Origin of the sequence: Aquiflexum sp. TKW24L (assembly GCF_023502205.1) — a bacterium.
GTDB lineage: Bacteria > Bacteroidota > Bacteroidia > Cytophagales > Cyclobacteriaceae > Cognataquiflexum.
This window is the reverse complement of the sequence record NZ_JAMFLG010000005.1, coordinates 123,646-141,876: the sequence shown is the minus strand read 5'-3', so window position 1 is coordinate 141,876 and position 18,231 is coordinate 123,646. Positions and strand designations below refer to the sequence as shown.

General features: G+C 39.0%; 15 protein-coding genes. 11 read left to right on the top strand and 4 right to left on the bottom strand.

Translation table 11 applies throughout. The annotated features are described in order from the left end of the window. Positions 1 to 30 precede the first annotated feature (30 nt). Positions 31 to 660, bottom strand: coding sequence for a methyltransferase family protein (locus M3O96_RS05220; RefSeq protein WP_249719245.1), 630 nt, complete (start codon positions 658 to 660; stop codon positions 31 to 33). A gap of 100 nt (positions 661 to 760) precedes the next feature. On the opposite strand from M3O96_RS05220, the gene M3O96_RS05215 reads away from it, so the two are divergent. After that, a complete protein-coding gene (locus tag M3O96_RS05215; RefSeq protein WP_249719244.1) occupies positions 761 to 1,996 on the top strand; it encodes an NAD(P)-dependent oxidoreductase in 1,236 nt (411 codons plus the stop codon). Next, positions 1,983 to 2,639, top strand: a complete 657-nt coding sequence (gene deoC, locus M3O96_RS05210; RefSeq protein WP_249719243.1) for a deoxyribose-phosphate aldolase — start codon at positions 1,983 to 1,985, stop codon at positions 2,637 to 2,639. Before M3O96_RS05215 ends, deoC begins: the two co-directional genes overlap by 14 nt. A gap of 4 nt (positions 2,640 to 2,643) precedes the next feature. Here the strand turns inward: deoC and M3O96_RS05205 are convergent, their stop codons facing one another. Continuing rightward, positions 2,644 to 3,828: a Na/Pi symporter gene (locus M3O96_RS05205; RefSeq protein WP_249719242.1), complete on the bottom strand. Its 1,185-nt coding sequence runs from the start codon at positions 3,826 to 3,828 to the stop codon at positions 2,644 to 2,646. 325 nt (positions 3,829 to 4,153) lie between these two features. On the opposite strand from M3O96_RS05205, the gene M3O96_RS05200 reads away from it, so the two are divergent. The 5 genes from M3O96_RS05200 to M3O96_RS05180 all read left to right on the top strand — a co-directional run bounded on the left by M3O96_RS05200 (position 4,154) and on the right by M3O96_RS05180 (position 10,597). After that, positions 4,154 to 5,284 carry a hypothetical protein gene (locus M3O96_RS05200; RefSeq protein ID WP_249719241.1) on the top strand — a complete coding sequence of 377 codons (1,131 nt, stop codon included), beginning with the start codon at positions 4,154 to 4,156 and terminating at the stop codon, positions 5,282 to 5,284. An 81-nt stretch (positions 5,285 to 5,365) separates the two neighbouring features. Further along, entirely contained in the window at positions 5,366 to 5,809 is a 444-nt protein-coding gene (locus tag M3O96_RS05195; RefSeq protein WP_249719240.1) for a nucleoside deaminase, read from the top strand. A 103-nt stretch (positions 5,810 to 5,912) separates the two neighbouring features. Further along, the gene (locus tag M3O96_RS05190; protein ID WP_249719239.1) at positions 5,913 to 6,518 is read left to right on the top strand and encodes a superoxide dismutase; all 606 of its coding nucleotides are present in this window, start codon (positions 5,913 to 5,915) and stop codon (positions 6,516 to 6,518) included. 216 nt (positions 6,519 to 6,734) lie between these two features. Beyond that, positions 6,735 to 9,170, top strand: a complete 2,436-nt coding sequence (locus M3O96_RS05185) for a TonB-dependent receptor (RefSeq protein ID WP_249719238.1) — start codon at positions 6,735 to 6,737, stop codon at positions 9,168 to 9,170. A gap of 110 nt (positions 9,171 to 9,280) precedes the next feature. Further along, positions 9,281 to 10,597 (top strand): serine hydrolase domain-containing protein, encoded by a 1,317-nt coding sequence (locus M3O96_RS05180; protein ID WP_249719237.1) that lies wholly within the window; start codon positions 9,281 to 9,283, stop codon positions 10,595 to 10,597. Positions 10,598 to 10,654: 57 nt separating this feature from the next. Here the strand turns inward: M3O96_RS05180 and M3O96_RS05175 are convergent, their stop codons facing one another. Next, positions 10,655 to 12,361: a capsule assembly Wzi family protein gene (locus M3O96_RS05175; RefSeq protein ID WP_249719236.1), complete on the bottom strand. Its 1,707-nt coding sequence runs from the start codon at positions 12,359 to 12,361 to the stop codon at positions 10,655 to 10,657. 4 nt (positions 12,362 to 12,365) lie between these two features. Next, the gene (locus M3O96_RS05170; protein ID WP_249719235.1) at positions 12,366 to 13,034 is read right to left on the bottom strand and encodes a hypothetical protein; all 669 of its coding nucleotides are present in this window, start codon (positions 13,032 to 13,034) and stop codon (positions 12,366 to 12,368) included. A gap of 575 nt (positions 13,035 to 13,609) precedes the next feature. On the opposite strand from M3O96_RS05170, the gene M3O96_RS05165 reads away from it, so the two are divergent. From M3O96_RS05165 to M3O96_RS05150, 4 genes are all read left to right on the top strand, one after another. Beyond that, the gene (locus M3O96_RS05165) at positions 13,610 to 14,008 is read left to right on the top strand and encodes a response regulator (protein ID WP_249719234.1); all 399 of its coding nucleotides are present in this window, start codon (positions 13,610 to 13,612) and stop codon (positions 14,006 to 14,008) included. A 22-nt stretch (positions 14,009 to 14,030) separates the two neighbouring features. Further along, the gene (locus M3O96_RS05160; protein ID WP_249719233.1) at positions 14,031 to 14,645 is read left to right on the top strand and encodes a biliverdin-producing heme oxygenase; all 615 of its coding nucleotides are present in this window, start codon (positions 14,031 to 14,033) and stop codon (positions 14,643 to 14,645) included. Further along, entirely contained in the window at positions 14,620 to 16,896 is a 2,277-nt protein-coding gene (locus M3O96_RS05155) for an ATP-binding protein (protein WP_249719232.1), read from the top strand. Before M3O96_RS05160 ends, M3O96_RS05155 begins: the two co-directional genes overlap by 26 nt. Positions 16,897 to 17,149: 253 nt before the next feature. Continuing rightward, the gene (locus M3O96_RS05150) at positions 17,150 to 18,211 is read left to right on the top strand and encodes an aminotransferase class I/II-fold pyridoxal phosphate-dependent enzyme (protein WP_249719231.1); all 1,062 of its coding nucleotides are present in this window, start codon (positions 17,150 to 17,152) and stop codon (positions 18,209 to 18,211) included. Positions 18,212 to 18,231: the final 20 nt, after the last annotated feature.

Here is an 18,231-nt window from a genome sequence, read left to right as displayed (position 1 = left end):
CCACCTCATCGGGTGGCTTTTTTATTGTTCTTACTTCCTCTTTGTGGGAATTAATGAAGCAACCTTCTTTTTGTATTGGATGTATTTCTCTCCGTAGATTTCAATTAGCTTTTTTTCCTCATAATGAATTCCAATGGGCAGGTATAAAAACAACATGCCTACATGAACAGCGGAACTGAGCGTAGGGTCATAAAAAAAGAAGCCTAGAAATATCAATACGGTCCCAGAATAAATCGGATGTCTCACATAAGCATGGAGTCCTGTGGTGATAAAATCTTCAGATTTCTCCAAATCATCATGTGGCTCCAAGCCTACAAACTTTCTTTTGCTGAAAGACTTGAATGAACGGACAATGATGATCGTTCCAAAACTCGCCAACACATAACCCAGATAGGTTGTGAACGAGGTTGTTGTAAGTATGTGTATTTGGGAATAGGAGGAGCTAAATAGTAATATGCCAAAAATAAAAACGGTTGAGAAAACCGTATACAACAATCGGTACCATATGTACCGACTTCCCATCCATCCTTTGATTTTTCTTTTTATATTCAGGCTTGCAAGCCAAGTGTGTGTAGCATAAAACAGAACCCAGAGTATAACCAAAATCAAATAAGGCATGGCATCGACTTTTTTTACGAATATCCCATTTACTATTGACAAAAAGAAAGTTCATTGGTAAAGCAAAGGTTTAAACAACCAATTTCAGCAATAACCAGTAAGTCAATACCATAAATTTTAGAGGCATGTTAAAATCGAACACATGAAGATAGGCTTAATCAAAGAAGGCAAAAATCCACCTGACAGAAGGGTTCCTTTTACCCCACAACAGTTGTCGTTTTTATCGGAGTTATATAAAGATACACTTTCATTTTATGTAGAATCTAGTCCTTTCAGGTGTTTTTCGGATGAGGAATATATACAGGAAGGAATAGAGGTAGTGGGAGATAATTCATTTTGTGACCTGCTGATGGGTGTCAAAGAAGTACCTGTTTCCCAATTGATACCAAACAAATCCTACGTTTTCTTTTCCCATACCATCAAAGGCCAAGCTCAAAACAGGAAGTTGCTTCAGTCTGTATTGGAAAAAAACATCACCCTCATGGACTATGAAGTTCTAAAGGATGAACATGGTAACCGCACTGTGGCTTTTGGTCATTGGGCAGGAATAGTAGGAGCATATAATGGACTATGGGCATATGGTAAAAAATCCGGTCTGTATGATTTGAAAAGGGCTTTTGAATGCTTCGATAAAAGAGAACTTGACCAAGAACTGCTCAAGGTTCAATTGCCTCCAATCAAGATTGTGGTCACCGGAAGAGGAAGAGTTGGCAAAGGTGTCGTGGAAGTTTTAAACCAAGTTGGAATCAGACAGGTGGGACCAAAGGAACTCTTATTACAATATTTTGACGAAGCAGTCTATACCATTCTTTCCACTGAGGAATATTACAGGAGAAAAACAGATGGGGGCTACGATAAGGAAGAATTCTATGCCTTCCCTGACAAATATGAAAGTCACTTTTTGAAGTTTGCTGAGGTGAGTGACATCCTGATGGCAGCTTCGTATTGGGATCCAAAAGCTCCAAAATTGTTTAAAATGGAAGACATCAGTTCGGATGAATTCAGTATCTCAGTTATCGCAGACATCACCTGTGATATCAATGGTTCGATACCGACTACGGTAAAAAACTGTTCGACATTGAACCCGATTTTCGATATTGACAGAGAATCATTTCAGGTGCTGCCGGCATTTGGCAAGCAAACTAGCATCTCTGTGATGGCCATAGACAACCTTCCGACGGAGCTTCCAAGAGATGCCTCAGAAGATTTTGGCGTGCAGCTGATGCAACATTTTATTCCCGAATTGATAGAGGAGGAATCCAAAGTTTTGGACAAAGCCACTATTGCGAAAGAAGGAGACTTAACCATCGAGTTTATCTTTCTACGGGATTATGTAAATGAATCAGAAGATAAAATTGAAGGACATGATAAAGGTTGAAAAATACATAGAACAGACTGTTTTGAAGGCACAAACTGTAGATGCTGACATTGAAACTCTTGTAAAAGAAGCCAAGGAATATGGATTTGTAGGTGTATGTGTGCCTCCTTTTTGGGTTAAAAAAGCAAAAAGGGAAATCGGTGATGCCGACATCCAATTGGTATCTGTGGTTGGTTTTCCCTTGGGTTACAACCTCACCGAAACCAAAGTCTTTGAAACCGAGCAATTGATCAAGATGGGTGCTGATGAAATCGATGTAGTCTGGTCTCTAACTTCCTTCAAAGCCGGAATGAACTGGCCCAAGATCGAGTTGGCTAAGCTTTCGCAGGTATGCCATGAGCATGAAAGAATCCTGAAAGTCATCTTGGAGACTGCTTATCTGAGTGATAATGAGATCATCAAAGCCTGTGAAATCTGTGCTGATGCAGGGGTGGATTATGTAAAAACCTCTACGGGATTTGCCCCTGAAGGAGCAAAAGATCACCACATTAAACTAATGCGGGAACATCTACCAAGCAATGTAGGCATCAAAGCCAGCGGAGGGATCAAAACTCTGGAACAAGCCCTCGGGCTAATCAGTGCAGGGGCAGACAGGATTGGAACAAGCTCAGGAGTGCAGATCGTCAGGTCCGCTAGGGAATAAACTTTTACTGATTTGGGGATTCTACAGAAATCTCTGTTTTGGGAGGTTCGTTTTGATTCTGATCATTTGAGCGATTGTCATTCTTATTGAAATATATCAGGATAAAAGGGATGATAAAAAAGGTGAGTAGGATGTACGCAAAACCCACAAACTTTCTTTTGACAGATTGGTCTCCTAGGAATGTGGCCAGTTTTACCGGAATATTCCTCAATCCGGGAAAAGGTAAAAACACCAAAGCACCAAAAAGATTAAACAAAATATGGACTATGGCAATGCTGATGGCAGCTTCAGTTTTATAGATTGAGGCTATGACAGCCGTGATCGTCGTTCCAAGATTTGCTCCAATGATAAATGGAAAAACCTTGGATAAGGATACTTTTCTATTGGCCACAGCAGGTACTATCAAGGAGGTCGTTACTGTACTCGATTGGACAGCAGCTGTAAAAAACATCCCATACAAAAAAGAAACATAAGGTAACCTAAACATCTGTCTACTTATTTTTTCAAAATTGGTAGAAATAAACGTCCTAAAAACGGTATCAGAGAGAAACTTAATCGATAAAAAAACCAAAATTAAGGAAAGGATCAAGCCCAATATAGGACTATTTAGAAAATCAACCAACCACGAGGTCAATGGTCTGGTAAACAGAACATTGTACGAATAATCTCCCGAAAATCCGGAATTCGAATCAAAAAATGTATTGGTCAAAAAAGAAGCTGATCTGCTCAAAAACCCTAGGTAAAACTCCAACGGAAACAGGATCAACACTGTCAGGATATTAAATATGTCGTGGACCACTCCTGCGGTAAGCGCTCTTTTGAATTCACCTTTCTTCATGATGTAAGAAAAAGCGACAAGCGTACTTGTTAAGGTTGTCCCAATATTGGCTCCCATCACCAATGGTACTGCCTGCATCAATGTCAGGTTTCCTGATGCCACTATAGCTACGACCATGGAAGTCACCATCGAACTACTTTGGAGCAATGCGGTTATCAACAACCCTACAAACAGCCCTACAAATGGATTGTTGGTAGCCTGAAAAAGTTCCTCCGCCAGGTTGTTGTTCAACTTGACCATGGACATCGTTAGCAAATCAATGGAAAACATGAAAAGAACGAATGCCAACAGCATTTGAAAAATAATCCATGCTTTATTGGACTTCAGATTTGCTTCTTTGATTTCGATCATTTATATAAAACCCCTCATTAAGGGGTTAATTCCCTTTAATTTAGGTGCAAAATAAAAGTAAAGCAAATTAATAAAACGGGATTTGTTGTGAATATTTTGTTAATATTAAAATCTTGGAGTCACTTTCTTCAAAACCAAAAAAATACAGGCCATTTTGGTCTTAAAGGCTATTGACACTATATTTCCTTCCAAATATTTCGGTAACTTAAATTTTGTGGTGAAAGTTTGATTTAATCACATAACCATGCTTAACAATTTCTTAATATTGACACCAAGTAAACTTCTTTAAATTTGCACCGGCAAAAATCTTTCACCCATCTCCAACATGGCTAAGCCTAAAGACCAAAATATAAATCAGGACGCCCTTTCTAAAGCAGCCTATTCACTTTTTGATTTTACAAAGAAAGAAAAAACATTTTTAGTCGTCATATGCATCTTGGTATCAATTGCCGGTATAATTTCTCCCTACACTTATTGGGCAATGTGGTTTGGTTTTATATTAGCCGCCTATTCCGCCATTGCAAATGACAGTATTCAGACCATAGGAACTTTCATAGCCTCAAACCATAACCAAAAATGGTATTACCTTTGGTTATTTATGGGATTGATTTTTTTGGGTGTTGTAACATATAGCTGGATTACTTACAATGGTGATGTCAGCCATCAGAGATTGATGGTGCCTGGATTGGAAAAAGCTCCTGAGAGTTTTGTTTTTTTACAACTCGCTGCACCGATTGTCTTATTGGTCATGACCAGATTGAGGATGCCGGTATCGACTACGTTTCTTCTGCTAAATGTATTTACTTACAAGGCGGGTACAATAGTTGATGTTATGCAAAAATCCTTTATCGGATATATTCTTGCGTTTACTTTGGCTATTGCAGTTTGGTTCATTCTTGAAAAATTCGTAGAAACTTACCTCAAAGGAAAGCCAAAGCCTTATTGGCTCATATTACAATGGATTACCTCAGGGATCCTTTGGGGAGTATGGATCATGCAGGATGCAGCAAACATCGCCGTATTCCTTCCTAGAAGTCTAAATATTTGGGAATTCATTGCTTTTGCAGGCTTTATCTTCATTGGCTTAGGATTCCTGTTTTATATGAAAGGGGACAGAATTCAATCTGTTGTCAATGAAAAAACAAGGGTAACTGATGTAAGGGCAGCCACTTTGGTAGACTTCGTGTATGCGATTATCTTGTTTTATTTCAAAATGGCCAGCAATATCCCAATGAGTACTACTTGGGTTTTCATCGGATTATTGGGAGGTAGGGAAATCGCCATTGCGCTTGCTAAATCTAAAAAACTGGAAAAAAGAAGGCTGAACATCATGCATGCGCTATACCTCACCAGAAAAGACCTTGTCAAGGCCTCCATTGGATTGATTGTTTCCCTGATCATGGCATTGATCATCAATGAGGGTGTCAGAAACGAGGTGTTTGATTACTTCAAATAAGTAAAAATATTTTTTCTTTTGGAATGGCGTAGGTTTGCAAAAGAATCTACGCCATTTTTAATTTTGCTAAATCCTTCCAAAATGGAGTTGTATACCGATCATTATTTTATGAATGAAGCCATGAAGCTTGCGCAGCAAGCTTATGAAGAGGACGAAATTCCTGTCGGGGCAATAATTGTCTGTAGAAATAAAATCATCGCCAAAGCGTACAATCAGACAGAGCTACTTACAGATGTAACTGCCCATGCAGAGATCCTCGCCATCACTTCCGCATCCAATGCGCTTGGTGCAAAATACTTGACCGAATGTAAGATGTATGTAACCTTAGAGCCATGTGCCATGTGTGCGGGAGCCTGTTTTTGGGCACAGTTGGGAGAATTACACTTTGGCGCACCCGATCCTAAAAGAGGGTTTTCCAGATTATCCGAAAACCTGCTCCATCCAAAAACAAAGGTGACTGCAGGTTTGATGTCTATTGAATCAAAAGATCTTTTGGATAAATTCTTTAAAAAGCTAAGAAATTGATTCATTTTGAGGCATTCTAGAACCTTTTTAAATTCAAATTGGTTGGATTACAGTACGAGACATTAGAATTCTTTATTTATTTTAACCATAAAACTTTATAAAAATGGCTTTTGAACTTCCAAAACTTCCTTATGATTTCAATGCGCTAGAGCCGCATATCGACACCAAAACCATGGAAATCCACCATGGTAAGCACCACAATGCTTATGTCACAAATTTAAACACTGCGATTGCGGGTTCAGACCTGGAAAACAAAAGCATTGAAGAATTGATGAAAGTGGCCGGCAGCAATGCAGCAGTAAGAAACAATGGCGGAGGTCATTACAACCACAGTTTGTTCTGGACTATCATGAAGCCTAACGGCGGAGGAAATCCAACAGGTGAAATCGGTGCGGCAATCGATGCAAAATTCGGATCTTTTGACAAATTCAAAGAAGAATTTGCCAAAGCTGCTGCAACACGATTTGGATCAGGTTGGGCTTGGCTTTCAGTAGCCAACGGTGAACTTGTAGTCAGTTCTACTCCAAACCAAGACAATCCTATCATGGATGTAGCTGAAGTAAAAGGCACGCCGATTCTAGGACTTGATGTATGGGAACATGCTTATTACTTGAATTACCAAAACAGAAGGCCTGATTATGTATCCGCTTTTTGGAATGTAATCAACTGGGAAGAGGTATCGAAAAGATTTGCCGCTGCAAAGAAATAATCAAAAATACAATTTAGATAAAGCCTTGGAAATTTCTTTCCAAGGCTTTTTTTGTACTCCTATCGAACGTTCTATATGTACGGTAATGTACAGGTCTCTAATTTCATTTTTATGGTATTATATTGGTTTTCAATGGTTTAAAAAATTTTTTATTTGTTGGCATCTATTTTTCAATAAGGTGGGTACAGTACTTGAAAACTAAACCAACCTATTACCATGAAAATGTCAACCCAGATTTTTACAGTCCTTTTCTTCTTCTTTTTAGGATTGAGCAATCTTGCTGCAAAAGATGTCGCCCTGATAACCGGACAAGTCAAAGACCAAAAAGGAGAACCCCTTCCCTATGTCAATGTTTCGCTGGTGGAAGCAGTTTCCGGCACTTTGATTACCGGCGCGGTCACGGGTGAAACGGGAGATTTTTTGATAGAGACAGCCAGAACAGGAAAGGTACAGCTAGTGATTTCTTCCATTGGCTACGAAACATTCAAATCCGAAGAATTTGATATCAAAGTGGGATCAAACAAAGAATTTGGAACCATTTTAATTGAGGAAGATGCCGGAAACCTTGAAGAAGTAACCGTCAGATCCACCAGACCGGATATCATCGTCGAGGCTGACAAGACCACGATCAACGTAGAAGGGACCGTCATGGCTGATGGCAATACAGCTTTGGACGTAATCGGAAGAGCTCCGGGTATATATGTGGATGAAAATGACAACATCAACCTCAACGGTCGTCCAGGCGTGACGGTAATGATCAATGACCGTCAGACCTATATGTCTGCCAATGACCTTGCAAACTTTCTCCGCTCAATGCCTGCTGACAATATCAAAAGCATAGAGATCATCAACAACCCGACTTCCAAATTTGACGCTGAAGGCACCGCCGGAGTCATCAACATCAAGTTGAAGAAAAATAACATGGACGGCATGTTTGGCAATATCCAAACCGGAGGAATGTACAATGGCATCTATGGGCCAAATGCCGGGATCGCACTGAATGTCAAAAAAGGCAAATGGACCAATAATGTCAATTTGAATTACAATGAATACAACTACCTGAATGACATCAGCATCAATAGAAATTTTCAATTAGAAGAAGGCATTTCCAACTTTGACCAAAACAGTAAGATCACCACGATCAATAAGAGCATCTTTTTTAATGGAGGCTCCGACTATGAAATCAACGACAGACACAGCATCGGCATCAATATTCAGGCTTCGGATTATAATGGAGAAAATAATGGCAAGTCATTTACCGAAATCAACAACCCGGGAACAGAAGACCTTTTCTTTTTGAGATCATACAATGCAGGGGAAAGCCAAAACAGAAGGCTTTTCGGAAATTTTCACTATGTCGGCCTTTTGGATACACTTGGAACAAAATTTACCACAGACGTGGATTACACGAAAATGAAATCAAATGGCAGTTCCTTCCTATCCAACAATAGATGGATCAATCAGAATGAATCCGGGGCTGCACGGGATTATATCCTAACGCTCAATGAAATGGATTATAACATCTTTACAGCGAAGGTTGATTTTACCAAACCACTCGGCAAAGGAAGGGTATTAGAAACTGGTCTGAAGGGAAGCTGGGTAAAATCGGACAACAACCTGGATTTAAGCAAGGCGGTGGAAGAAGAGCCGTTTGAGCAAGATCCAAATTCAAATAACTTCATCTATGAAGAAAATGTCCTAGCTGCCTATGCGACTTACAAAAGCAAATTTTCTGACAAAGTAAGCTATCAGGCAGGTTTAAGAACTGAATATTCAGATATCACAGGTAATTCAATAACCTTGGAAAGGGTGAATAAGCAAAATTACATTGACTTATTTCCAAGTTTCTTTGTGCAGCACCAAGTCAGCAAAGACTATCAAATCATATACAATGCAAATAGAAGGATCAACAGACCCAACTACCGCTTGCTGAATCCATTTATCTTTTACATAGATCCATTGACCACCGAGCAAGGTAATCCATATTTGAGACCGCAGTATTCCAATAACCTGGAAATGAACCACGTTGTCAAAGGTCAATACCAGTTTACTTTAGGATATTCTCTGACGACAGATGTATTCCAACAGATATTCACTCAAGACGAAGAAACCAGAACCACTACCACCTATACTGCGAACCTTGACAAATCACAAAACTGGAATTTCAGGGCGATGATTCCGATCGAAATCCGTAAATGGTGGAACACCAGCAACATGGTCCAAGTCAACAATGCCCGATGGAAATCCATGATCGGAGATGCTTTACTAGATGTTTCTCAGACTTCGCTCACATTAAGATCTCAGCATACCATCACACTTCCCAAAGGATTCAAAGCTGAATTGATGGCAATGTACATCGGTCCCTCCCAATACGGACAGGCTGCCATCCAAGGCTTTGGATGGGTAGATGCAGGGATTTCAAAAAACCTTTTGAAAGAAAAGCTGAGTATCACTGTAAACGGAACGGATCTTTTCCGCACACAGGTCATCAATGCCGCTGTGCAGTTTGACAACATAGATACGAGATTCCAGCAATACAGAAGCAATCAAGGCGTCAGATTCACTGTGAGGTATAAGTTTGCAAGAGGGGAGAATTTCAAAATCTCTAACAGAAGCGGAAGTACTGAAGAAAGAAACAGGTTGGACAATTAATACACCGGGACCCTATGCTGATTTAGCATAGGGTTTTCCGGTAATATTGAAGTTCTTGCTATAAATTAGTGTTTTTCAAAAATCCATTTCTATCAAATCGTAATTTCGTTATGACCAGATTATTTTCAACCCTCTTCGCAGTCTTCCTTTTTCATACATTGGCCGCTCAAAATCTTGACAAAGCCAAACTTGACCAATATTTTGAAACTTTGGCTAAGAATGACAAAATGATGGGAAGTGTTACGCTCAGCTATGAAGGCAAGATCATGTATCAAAAAGCTTTTGGATTTGCGGATGTAGAAGGAAATGTTGCTGCAACTTCCTCAACCAAATATCGGGTAGGATCCATTTCAAAGATGTTTACCTCGGCCTTGATTTTGAAAGCTGTGGAAGAAGGCAAGATCAGCCTAGACCAAAAAATCGATAAATTTTTTCCTGAAATAGAAAATGCCTCCGACATCAGTATCAGCCAATTGATGAACCACCGAAGTGGTATCCACAGCTTCACCTCCAATCCGGATTACCTGACTTGGAATACCCAAAACAAATCCCGCAAGGGTCTGTATGATATCATCAAAGAAGGGGGAAGCGATTTTGAACCTGATTCCAAAGCCGACTACAGCAATTCCAATTATGTCCTGCTGACTTGGGTATTGGAAGACATCTACATGCAACCCTTTCCAAGTTTACTCAAAAAATATATCACAGAACCACTTGGATTGAAGGATACCTACGTCGGGCAAAAGACGGTTATTTCCTCTAATGAATCTTACTCCTACAAGTATGCTGGCGAATGGCAAAAAGAAACAGAAACAGACATGTCCATTCCCTTGGGCGCAGGAGCGATCGTATCTACCACAGGAGACCTGACAAGATTTATTGAGGGCTTATTTGCAGGCAAAATCATTTCTCTTTCCAGTTTAGAATTGATGAAAGAAATGAAGGATAATTTTGGCAGAGGGATGTTTATCATTCCTTTTTATGACAAAGCTTCTTTTGGACATACCGGTGGAATAGACGAGTTCAAATCAATGTTGAGTTATTTTCCTGAAGAGAAACTTGCTTTTGCCATGGCTGTAAACGGATCAAGCTTTGATCCAAACCAAGCTGCGATAGCGACATTAAGTGGGTATTTCGGAAGAGAATATCAAATCCCCACTTTTGTAGCAAATACGCTTACCACAGAAGACCTCGATAAATATCTTGGCGTGTATGGAAGCCCAACATTTCCGCTTGAGGTAACCATTTCGAAAAATAACAACACACTTTTAGGCCAAGCCACGGGTCAACCACAGTTTGCGTTGGTATATGAAAGTGAACACATTTTTAAATTTGCACCTGCAGGACTCACTTTGGAATTTAATCCCCAATCCAATGAAATGACCCTCAAGCAGGGAGGTGGCAATTTTGTCCTTAGCAAAAAATGAAAAATAGAATGAATAATGGTTAACGATTTGAAAGGAGGCTTTTGTTAAAGCCTTTTTTCATTTTATGATATAGGTAAGTCCGAGGTTAATCACGACATTTTTCCTATCCCATCCGGGGACAAAATAGAAATCAGGATCATTTGTCAGAAACCATTTGTAGTTCATGGTATTAACATATTGAAAATTACCATGTGCCAAAAGATTGCCAAATCTCCATTCTGTCACGAGTGAAGGGACAATGTCCACATATTTAGTCCGCCAATCTTTGATATCTTCAAACCTGAAATTATAGAAATCATTGTTATACACGATCCTTTCTATATGGAAGGCAATCCTACTGAAATCCTTGACCCAACCCACTTCCACCCAGTTGACATTGGCCGCAGGACCATAACCGATCCCCAACACCTGCCCCTGATGGGTGTATCCATGCCTCACATGGTCATGGATATACCAAGTGTCAAGGTCAAAGATGCTCTCCCTGATAGTCTGACCGGATTGGGTCATTTCTGAACTTATCTGGATAAACTGGTTCTCCTTCTTCAATGGAATCAAGGTTGAAAATCCCAAGGTAAAAGCTCTGTTTCTTTCCGGTGTGATGATAAAGTCAGCCGTCCTAATGCTGTTGCCATTGGTACCATATTCCCCATAAAACTCAAAATGTCCCTTCTGACTCAGCCACCTGAAAAATCCTGTACTGAATTGCTGCCTACGGTCCCGGGTTGGATTGTGGACTTCATAAAGCCCTTTTTGTCCATTGAAAATGGGAATGTAATCCCCAAAAGTCTCCATGTCTTCTATGTAAATATTATTGACAGAACCATAGCCGATAGAAAATCCCTTCACCCACTTTGGCTGGTAGGTCAATACCAAGCCGCTCAAATTTCTGTTTCCATTTTCCCTTTTTGGAACTAAGAAAGGGTTAAGCATAAATGCATATTCAGGATGTGGCGGAAGATATCCACTGCCTTTTAGGAAGCCCGAAATAAGCTGACCTTCAAAATGTCCGATTTTGGTTTCGATCGGTTTTTGGGTGTTTAAGGTAAAATGAAGAAATCCGGGCGCGTTATTACTCATCAAAAGCGAACTCCTTTTACCCGGTCCCCACCAGAGATTTTCAGTTGAGACACCGAGCGACATGCCTTTGTGATTGAATCTGAAACTTGATTGACCGGCGAGGATCCTGTTGTACTGGGCGGTCCCAAACCGCTCAGGCATGTCGATCCTATTCATGTGTTCGTAATAATAAAAAATCGTGGATGGCTCCTCAATCGGAAACCCTAGATATTCTTTGTTTTGGGCGACAAGGATCTCTGGCTGAAGTTGAAGGCTGAACTTCCCATATTCGAAAAATACTCCTGCGCTCAACACATTTTGAAAACCCCTATTGGGTATCATTGCACCATCATTGAGTCCAAAGGCATATTCGGAAGTGTATTGAAACCTATTGGTAACTGGCATGACAAGAAACTTCAGCTTTTCTTTTTCTCCTAGAAAACCATGGTTGGGAGATGTTTCAAAATCAATGAAAGTACTGTCTAAATCAAAGCCGATTTCCCTATCAAAAACATGGACAGGAAGGATAGGTCGGATAGCGAAACTGCTTGTTCCACTTAATTTACCCTGAAGCTGCATCCTACGCATGTATTCCTCCAGCACAGGTGTACCTACAGGAACCGACTGGGAATATCCGATTTTGTGGAAGACCAATATAAATAAGATAAAAAATACAGATCTTAGGATCGATGGTAAAGCTTTTTTCATCCTATCACATCACAAATAAGGTAGACACTTCGATTTTGCCAACCGACCAGCTTTCATCACATTTTGGATCGGGAACGTTGAGCTGCATCAATTCATCTCCAAAGGTAACCTTCACTATGGGGCCTGTGTGTGAAACCAATTGAGAAACGCTGTAGACAGTTGTATTATCAGGAAGACCACCCAAATGGCAAAGACCGGGGAGATTGGTTCTTATTGCTCCTGTTTTTGGTAAATTTTGACGGAAAAAATTGGCCGGATAAGATTGCTTCAAACAGAAATTGAACACACAGGGAGTATTGGAGAATGTTGTCCGCATGACTTCCGCACCATCCACCTTCATGAACCAATAATCAGGGCCGCCTATATTGTCAGGATTGCCATCCCATGAATCATGGACATATAACTCAACGGTAACTTTGACGATGTTGTGCGTAGGAAGAGCAGACAGATTCAAGGTTACTTCCTCATTGTTATAATTGCCGAGAAGCGGTTTGTTTTCAAAAATAAACAACCTGCCGTTATCAATATTGTTAAGGTCATAATCGGTGAAATCATTGGAATAAACCAAGTCATTGCCTTCACAGTCACAGACTGTATCCTGCTGACAGGAGCTAAGACCCATAACCATGGGGAATAAAAAAATCAGTAAAATCAACTTGTTTTTAATTGGCATACAAGAGAGATATTGGCTGCATACCTGATGGTATTTTTTGGCAGGTAAAATTCGGTATGCAAATAAATGAATTTTTGATGGAATTGGAAGCCAAAGAGCCCCACTTTGCTTTTTTATAGATAAGAAATTGTAAAATCCAAATGGAGAAAACCCTCTTTGAAGGTCATCTAAACTCACCATTTGAGGCGCAGCTATTTGCTTGAAAAAAATCTGCTTTGATACCAAAATTGGGCCTTTGAATTATATTGAAAGATATAATAAATTTAACGTTTATTATTCTAAATCCGATTTTTAGCAAAACCTAAAAAATTATTTTTAGCAGAACCCTTTCCAATGTTTAGCTCTTCTTTTTGAAAAAGGGTAAAAAAATTTAAAATTGTCAGAAAGTCTAACTCATTCGTTTTAAAACAATTAGGCAGGAAATTATAAGGGTTGTTAGAAATTCTTCACATTTTAAAGAAAGCCCTATATTATCTGACTTTTTTAGCCATAGATGGAAAGAAAGGTGTTAAAAACAAAAAGTTTTCAATATGTTTACTGAATAATATTTTAATTACATAATTTAAAAAAATAAGATGCCAGAACACATCTTTTTAGCCGAGGATGATGAGGAGGATAGGGATCTTTTTAGCCTAATCATTTCTGAAATTTCTGCCGATTACAAAATTTTTGTTGCCAAAGATGGCATCAAGTTTATGAGCCTGCTTAACAATGCAGACCAACTGCCTGACTTCATTTTTTTGGATCTAAACATGCCGGTCAAAAATGGTTTAGAATGTTTACAAGAGATTAAAAATTCAGAAAAATGGAAGCTTATTAAAACCGTGATTCTTTCTACATCATCACACCCTGAGCAGATTAAAGACATGTATAAAATGGGGGCAAATCTGTATTTGAAAAAACCAACCAGCTACAGCTCATTCAAAGATTCGTTATCAAAATGCTTACAAATGGAGTGGGACACATTAAAATAAGCCAAAATTAAATATATAGAAGGTGTTTATACAAAATTTAAGGGCTCTTACAGCTGAATGTCATAAACAGCTTGAAACAAATAAATTGTCATTGGCATTATTGAGTGATCACGTTAATGAAAGTATTTACCATAATTATTTGATTCGATTATACGGCTTTGTCAAAGGTTTTGAACAATTCATGTATCCAATTTTGCCACCTCATTTTAAAAATGTGAGCGAGCGAAAAAAAGCCCATTTTATCGAAGAAGATTTGGAAAATTATGGTGCTGCCTACAATAAAAATACTTTCCTATCAGAATCCTTTTTTAAAGAAACATATCCTGATATTTACGGTGCAGCAGGGGCCTTGTATGTATTGGAAGGCTCAACGCTTGGTGGTCAAATAATTGTAAAACACCTTCAAAAAAAACTTACTTCCGGGTTTGTGAACTCGGCCTATTTTGCTGCTTATAAACAAAAAACCGGCAGTATGTGGAAAGAATTTTTACAGCAGCTTACCACTCTGCCACCATCAGTGCTTGAGGAAAAACAAATAATAGCAGGTGCCATTATTACTTTTAGAATAATTGATGGTTTACTTAATGACAACCCTCAAACCTTTACAACATATGAACATAGAAAGTATCATAAATGAGGATGTCGTATCCATTACAAACTGCGAAAGTGAACCCATCCATATACCGGGCAGTATTCAGCCTCACGGTTTTTTACTTGCAGTTACTGTTGTTGATTTTACAATTGCTTATTGCAGCGAAAACTGTTTGGAATTTTTAAATAAAACACACGAAGAGTTATTGGGGATAAAACTTGATGACATTTTTGACAAAAAAGATGTTATCAATATAGAACAACAGTTTAACAATGCATCGCAAGAACTTGCAAGACCTTTTGTGCTGAATTTTGGAGATAAAAGTTTTCATGTAACCGCACACGCTTCCAATGAAGTAATCGTATTGGAATTTGAAATGTTTTCAGAAGAAAAAATGGAACTGCCGGACATTTTTATCCAAATGAAACGATTTGCATATTATACCGAGCGTGCAGATAATCTTCAAAGTCTTTGCCAGGATATTGCTGATGAAACTCGAAGTATTACCGGTTATGATAGGGTAATGATTTACCGCTTTGACAAAGAGTACAATGGAGAAGTATATGCAGAAAGTAAAAACGAAAATCTTGATCCGTTTCTAAATTTACATTATCCTCATACAGATATTCCTGTTCAGGCTAGAGCACTTTATCTGCGCAATTTGGTAAGAATGTTGGTAGATGTTTCCTATACACCTGTACCTATTTTTACCATTGGTGAAGGTGCAAAAAATAACAATCTCGATTTGAGCCTGTCAAATCTACGAAGTGTTTCGCCAATCCACCTTCAGTATTTAAAGAATATGAAAGTGGGTGCCACTTTTGTAATTTCACTTATTCATCACGGCAAATTATGGGGTTTAATTTCTTGTCACCATAGCAGCGCCAAGCAGATACCTTACTACATCAGACTTTCAGCACATTTACAGGGTATATTTCTTTCATCGCAGATAGATGTCAGACAGACAGCGGATGAGTTTGAGCTTACAAAAGAAACGGAAAGGAAAATAGTTGATTTACAAAATCTGTTGGTCAAAAATCAAAATAATATTACGGATAAAAACACCCTCATAAAACTAAAGGATTTAATAAATTCTAATGGAGTCATACTTCATTTTAATGAAGCAAATTATATCGAGGGGTTGTTGCCTGACGAACCTGAAATAGATGACTTAATAGGTTGGCTAAAATTAGAAAAGGGTTCCCAAAATTTTTCCACCCATCAATTGCACCAACATTATGCAGGAGCAACACAAATTGCAAATTCCATTGCAGGCGTGGTGTATTTACCTTTAAGTGATAAAAATTGCATTGTATGGACGAGACGTGAAGTGGAGAAAAATATTTATTGGGCAGGAGACCCCTCCAAGGCAATAGAGAAAAATGATGAAAATTCATTGCTTTCACCCCGTAAATCATTCGAAGTTTGGAAACAGGCCGTAAAACTTAGCAGTTCTGAATGGAAAACCCCGGAGCTTAAGGAGGCCGCTGCAATTTCCGTATCTATTCAACGTCAATTGCATTTGGCAGATTTAATGGCAGAAGAAAAAAGGTATGCCACCCTAAATGAGAAATTGCAAAAATCAAATGATGAACTTGCCAATATGAATTGGATTAGTACCCACGATTTGAAGGAGCCATTAAGGAAAATTCAGATGTATGGTTCTATCATTCTCGAAAAAGATGGCGCCATAATACCTGATTCTGTGAAAGAAAATATTTTCCGAATGCAGAATTCGGCAAGTAAAATGCAAGTGTTAATAAATGACCTGCTCACTTACTCCAAAGTGGTGAATGACGAAAAAAAACTTGATCCTGTCGATTTAAATACAATGCTCCAAGAAATTTTGTTAGATTTTAAGGAGAATATTGAAGAAAAAAATATTTCCATACAATTACATCATTTACCTATTGTGTACGGGATTCATTTTCAAATAAGGCAACTGTTTTTAAACCTTATCAGCAATTCAATAAAATTTACTCGGCCTGAAGTAACGCCCGAAATTAGTATTTCAGGTGAAATTGTGACCAGCAACAAAATCGAATTTGAATCACAAAAATTTTATAAAATTATTGTAAAAGATAATGGAATAGGCTTTGATGAAGTCTATAAAGAAAAGGTATTTAAAATATTTCAACGCTTACATAGTCAAGCAGAATTTATGGGTACCGGTATTGGCTTATCCATTTGTAAAAAAATAGCTGAACTTCATGGAGGTTACATTGAAGCACAGGGAGTTAAGGGTGAGGGAGCAATTTTTACGGTTTATTTTCCCGTAGATAATCTGTCGTCTTAGTGTTAAACATTTGATTTACAAAAACAGACAGCATCTCAATAATGAGTTGCGTATGATCATTGGTCATTTTATTTTTTTCCACATCCTTATTGTCTTACAAACATGCCTATTTCCGAAATTTCCTACCTAAATTAATGTAATATTTTCAAGCGGGAAGGAATCAATGACCTACATCAAACGGGTTTGGCCAAAAGGCAAAAGGTCCCGTTCCTCATATTCCCCCCATAACCCAAAACAAAATATCCAAACCCCCATGAACAACAGAAAACCCTTTGAGCTTCAATCCAAAATCGGCAGGACTGTTTTCCACGAGGGAAGGGAATTCCTGTACTTTAGTGGGACGGCGTATTTGGGGATGGGAAGTGTCGGGGATTTTGAAAAACAGGTCATGGAAGGAATCTCCAAATATGGTATCTGCCACGGCCTCAGTAGGGTCAATAATGTCCGGTTGTCTGTCTATGAGCAGTTTGAAGTTTTTTTTGCAGAAAAAGCAAAGGCTGAAAAGTCCTTGCTATGGAGCAGTGGCTTTTTGGCCGGAACTGCCGCCATCAATTATTTGAAAAAGAGCGCCCATCAAATATTTATCGCACCTCATACGCATCCTGCGGTCTTGGCAGATGGACTGCATTGCTATCCTGACCCAAACTTCGACCATTGGATCGGCTACTGCAAAGAAACCTGCGCACAGCTTCATACCTCCAATATCTTGATTGTAGCCAATGCGGTTGATCCGCTGAAACCTGCTGTCCACGATTTTGATTGGATCAAAGACCTACCATCGCGACACCATTATACTTTACTCATTGACGACAGCCATGCCTTCGGAATTTTGGGTGAGGATATCTTTGGGACGTATAGCCAATGGAAATACCTTCCGGTGAATTTGGTCATCTCAGGTTCTTTGGGAAAAGGACTTTCCATTCCTTCCGGAATTATTTTGGGTGATGAAAAAACCATTTCAGGAATCTCCCAATTGCCGATCTTTCGGGCATCCTCTCCTCCTTCTCCTGGACTTCTATATGCATTTCTACATGGACAGCATCTTTTCCAAGCACAAAGAGAAAAGTACTTATCCAATGTAAACCTCTTTAAAAGCCTCTTAAGGCAAGATCCAAAATTTAAGTACTCAGAGAATTTCCCTGTCTTCTCGTTTCCTGATCAAAATTGGGTGAATCTACTTGAAAAGGCAGGCATCATCGTTTCTTCTTTTCCTTATCCGATGCCCACAGATCCCTGTTCCAATAGGATTGTGATTTCGGGATACCATGAAGAGTCAGATATTCTTCTTCTCCATAAAGTGATTTCATCACTATAACGAAGATTTTTGCAACAGAT

Bases quoted from the DNA above. Each gene is read 5' to 3' on its own strand.
- M3O96_RS05215 (WP_249719244.1), top strand. From the start codon at position 761: ATGAAGATAGGCTTAATCAAAGAAGGCAAAAATCCACCTGACAGAAGG.
- deoC (WP_249719243.1), top strand. From the start codon at position 1,983: ATGATAAAGGTTGAAAAATACATAGAACAGACTGTTTTGAAGGCACAA.
- M3O96_RS05205 (WP_249719242.1), bottom strand. From the start codon at position 3,828: ATGATCGAAATCAAAGAAGCAAATCTGAAGTCCAATAAAGCATGGATT.
- M3O96_RS05200 (WP_249719241.1), top strand. From the start codon at position 4,154: ATGGCTAAGCCTAAAGACCAAAATATAAATCAGGACGCCCTTTCTAAA.
- M3O96_RS05195 (WP_249719240.1), top strand. From the start codon at position 5,366: ATGGAGTTGTATACCGATCATTATTTTATGAATGAAGCCATGAAGCTT.
- M3O96_RS05190 (WP_249719239.1), top strand. From the start codon at position 5,913: ATGGCTTTTGAACTTCCAAAACTTCCTTATGATTTCAATGCGCTAGAG.
- M3O96_RS05185 (WP_249719238.1), top strand. From the start codon at position 6,735: ATGAAAATGTCAACCCAGATTTTTACAGTCCTTTTCTTCTTCTTTTTA.
- M3O96_RS05180 (WP_249719237.1), top strand. From the start codon at position 9,281: ATGACCAGATTATTTTCAACCCTCTTCGCAGTCTTCCTTTTTCATACA.
- M3O96_RS05175 (WP_249719236.1), bottom strand. From the start codon at position 12,361: ATGAAAAAAGCTTTACCATCGATCCTAAGATCTGTATTTTTTATCTTA.
- M3O96_RS05170 (WP_249719235.1), bottom strand. From the start codon at position 13,034: ATGCCAATTAAAAACAAGTTGATTTTACTGATTTTTTTATTCCCCATG.
- M3O96_RS05165 (WP_249719234.1), top strand. From the start codon at position 13,610: ATGCCAGAACACATCTTTTTAGCCGAGGATGATGAGGAGGATAGGGAT.
- M3O96_RS05155 (WP_249719232.1), top strand. From the start codon at position 14,620: ATGAACATAGAAAGTATCATAAATGAGGATGTCGTATCCATTACAAAC.
- M3O96_RS05150 (WP_249719231.1), top strand. From the start codon at position 17,150: ATGAACAACAGAAAACCCTTTGAGCTTCAATCCAAAATCGGCAGGACT.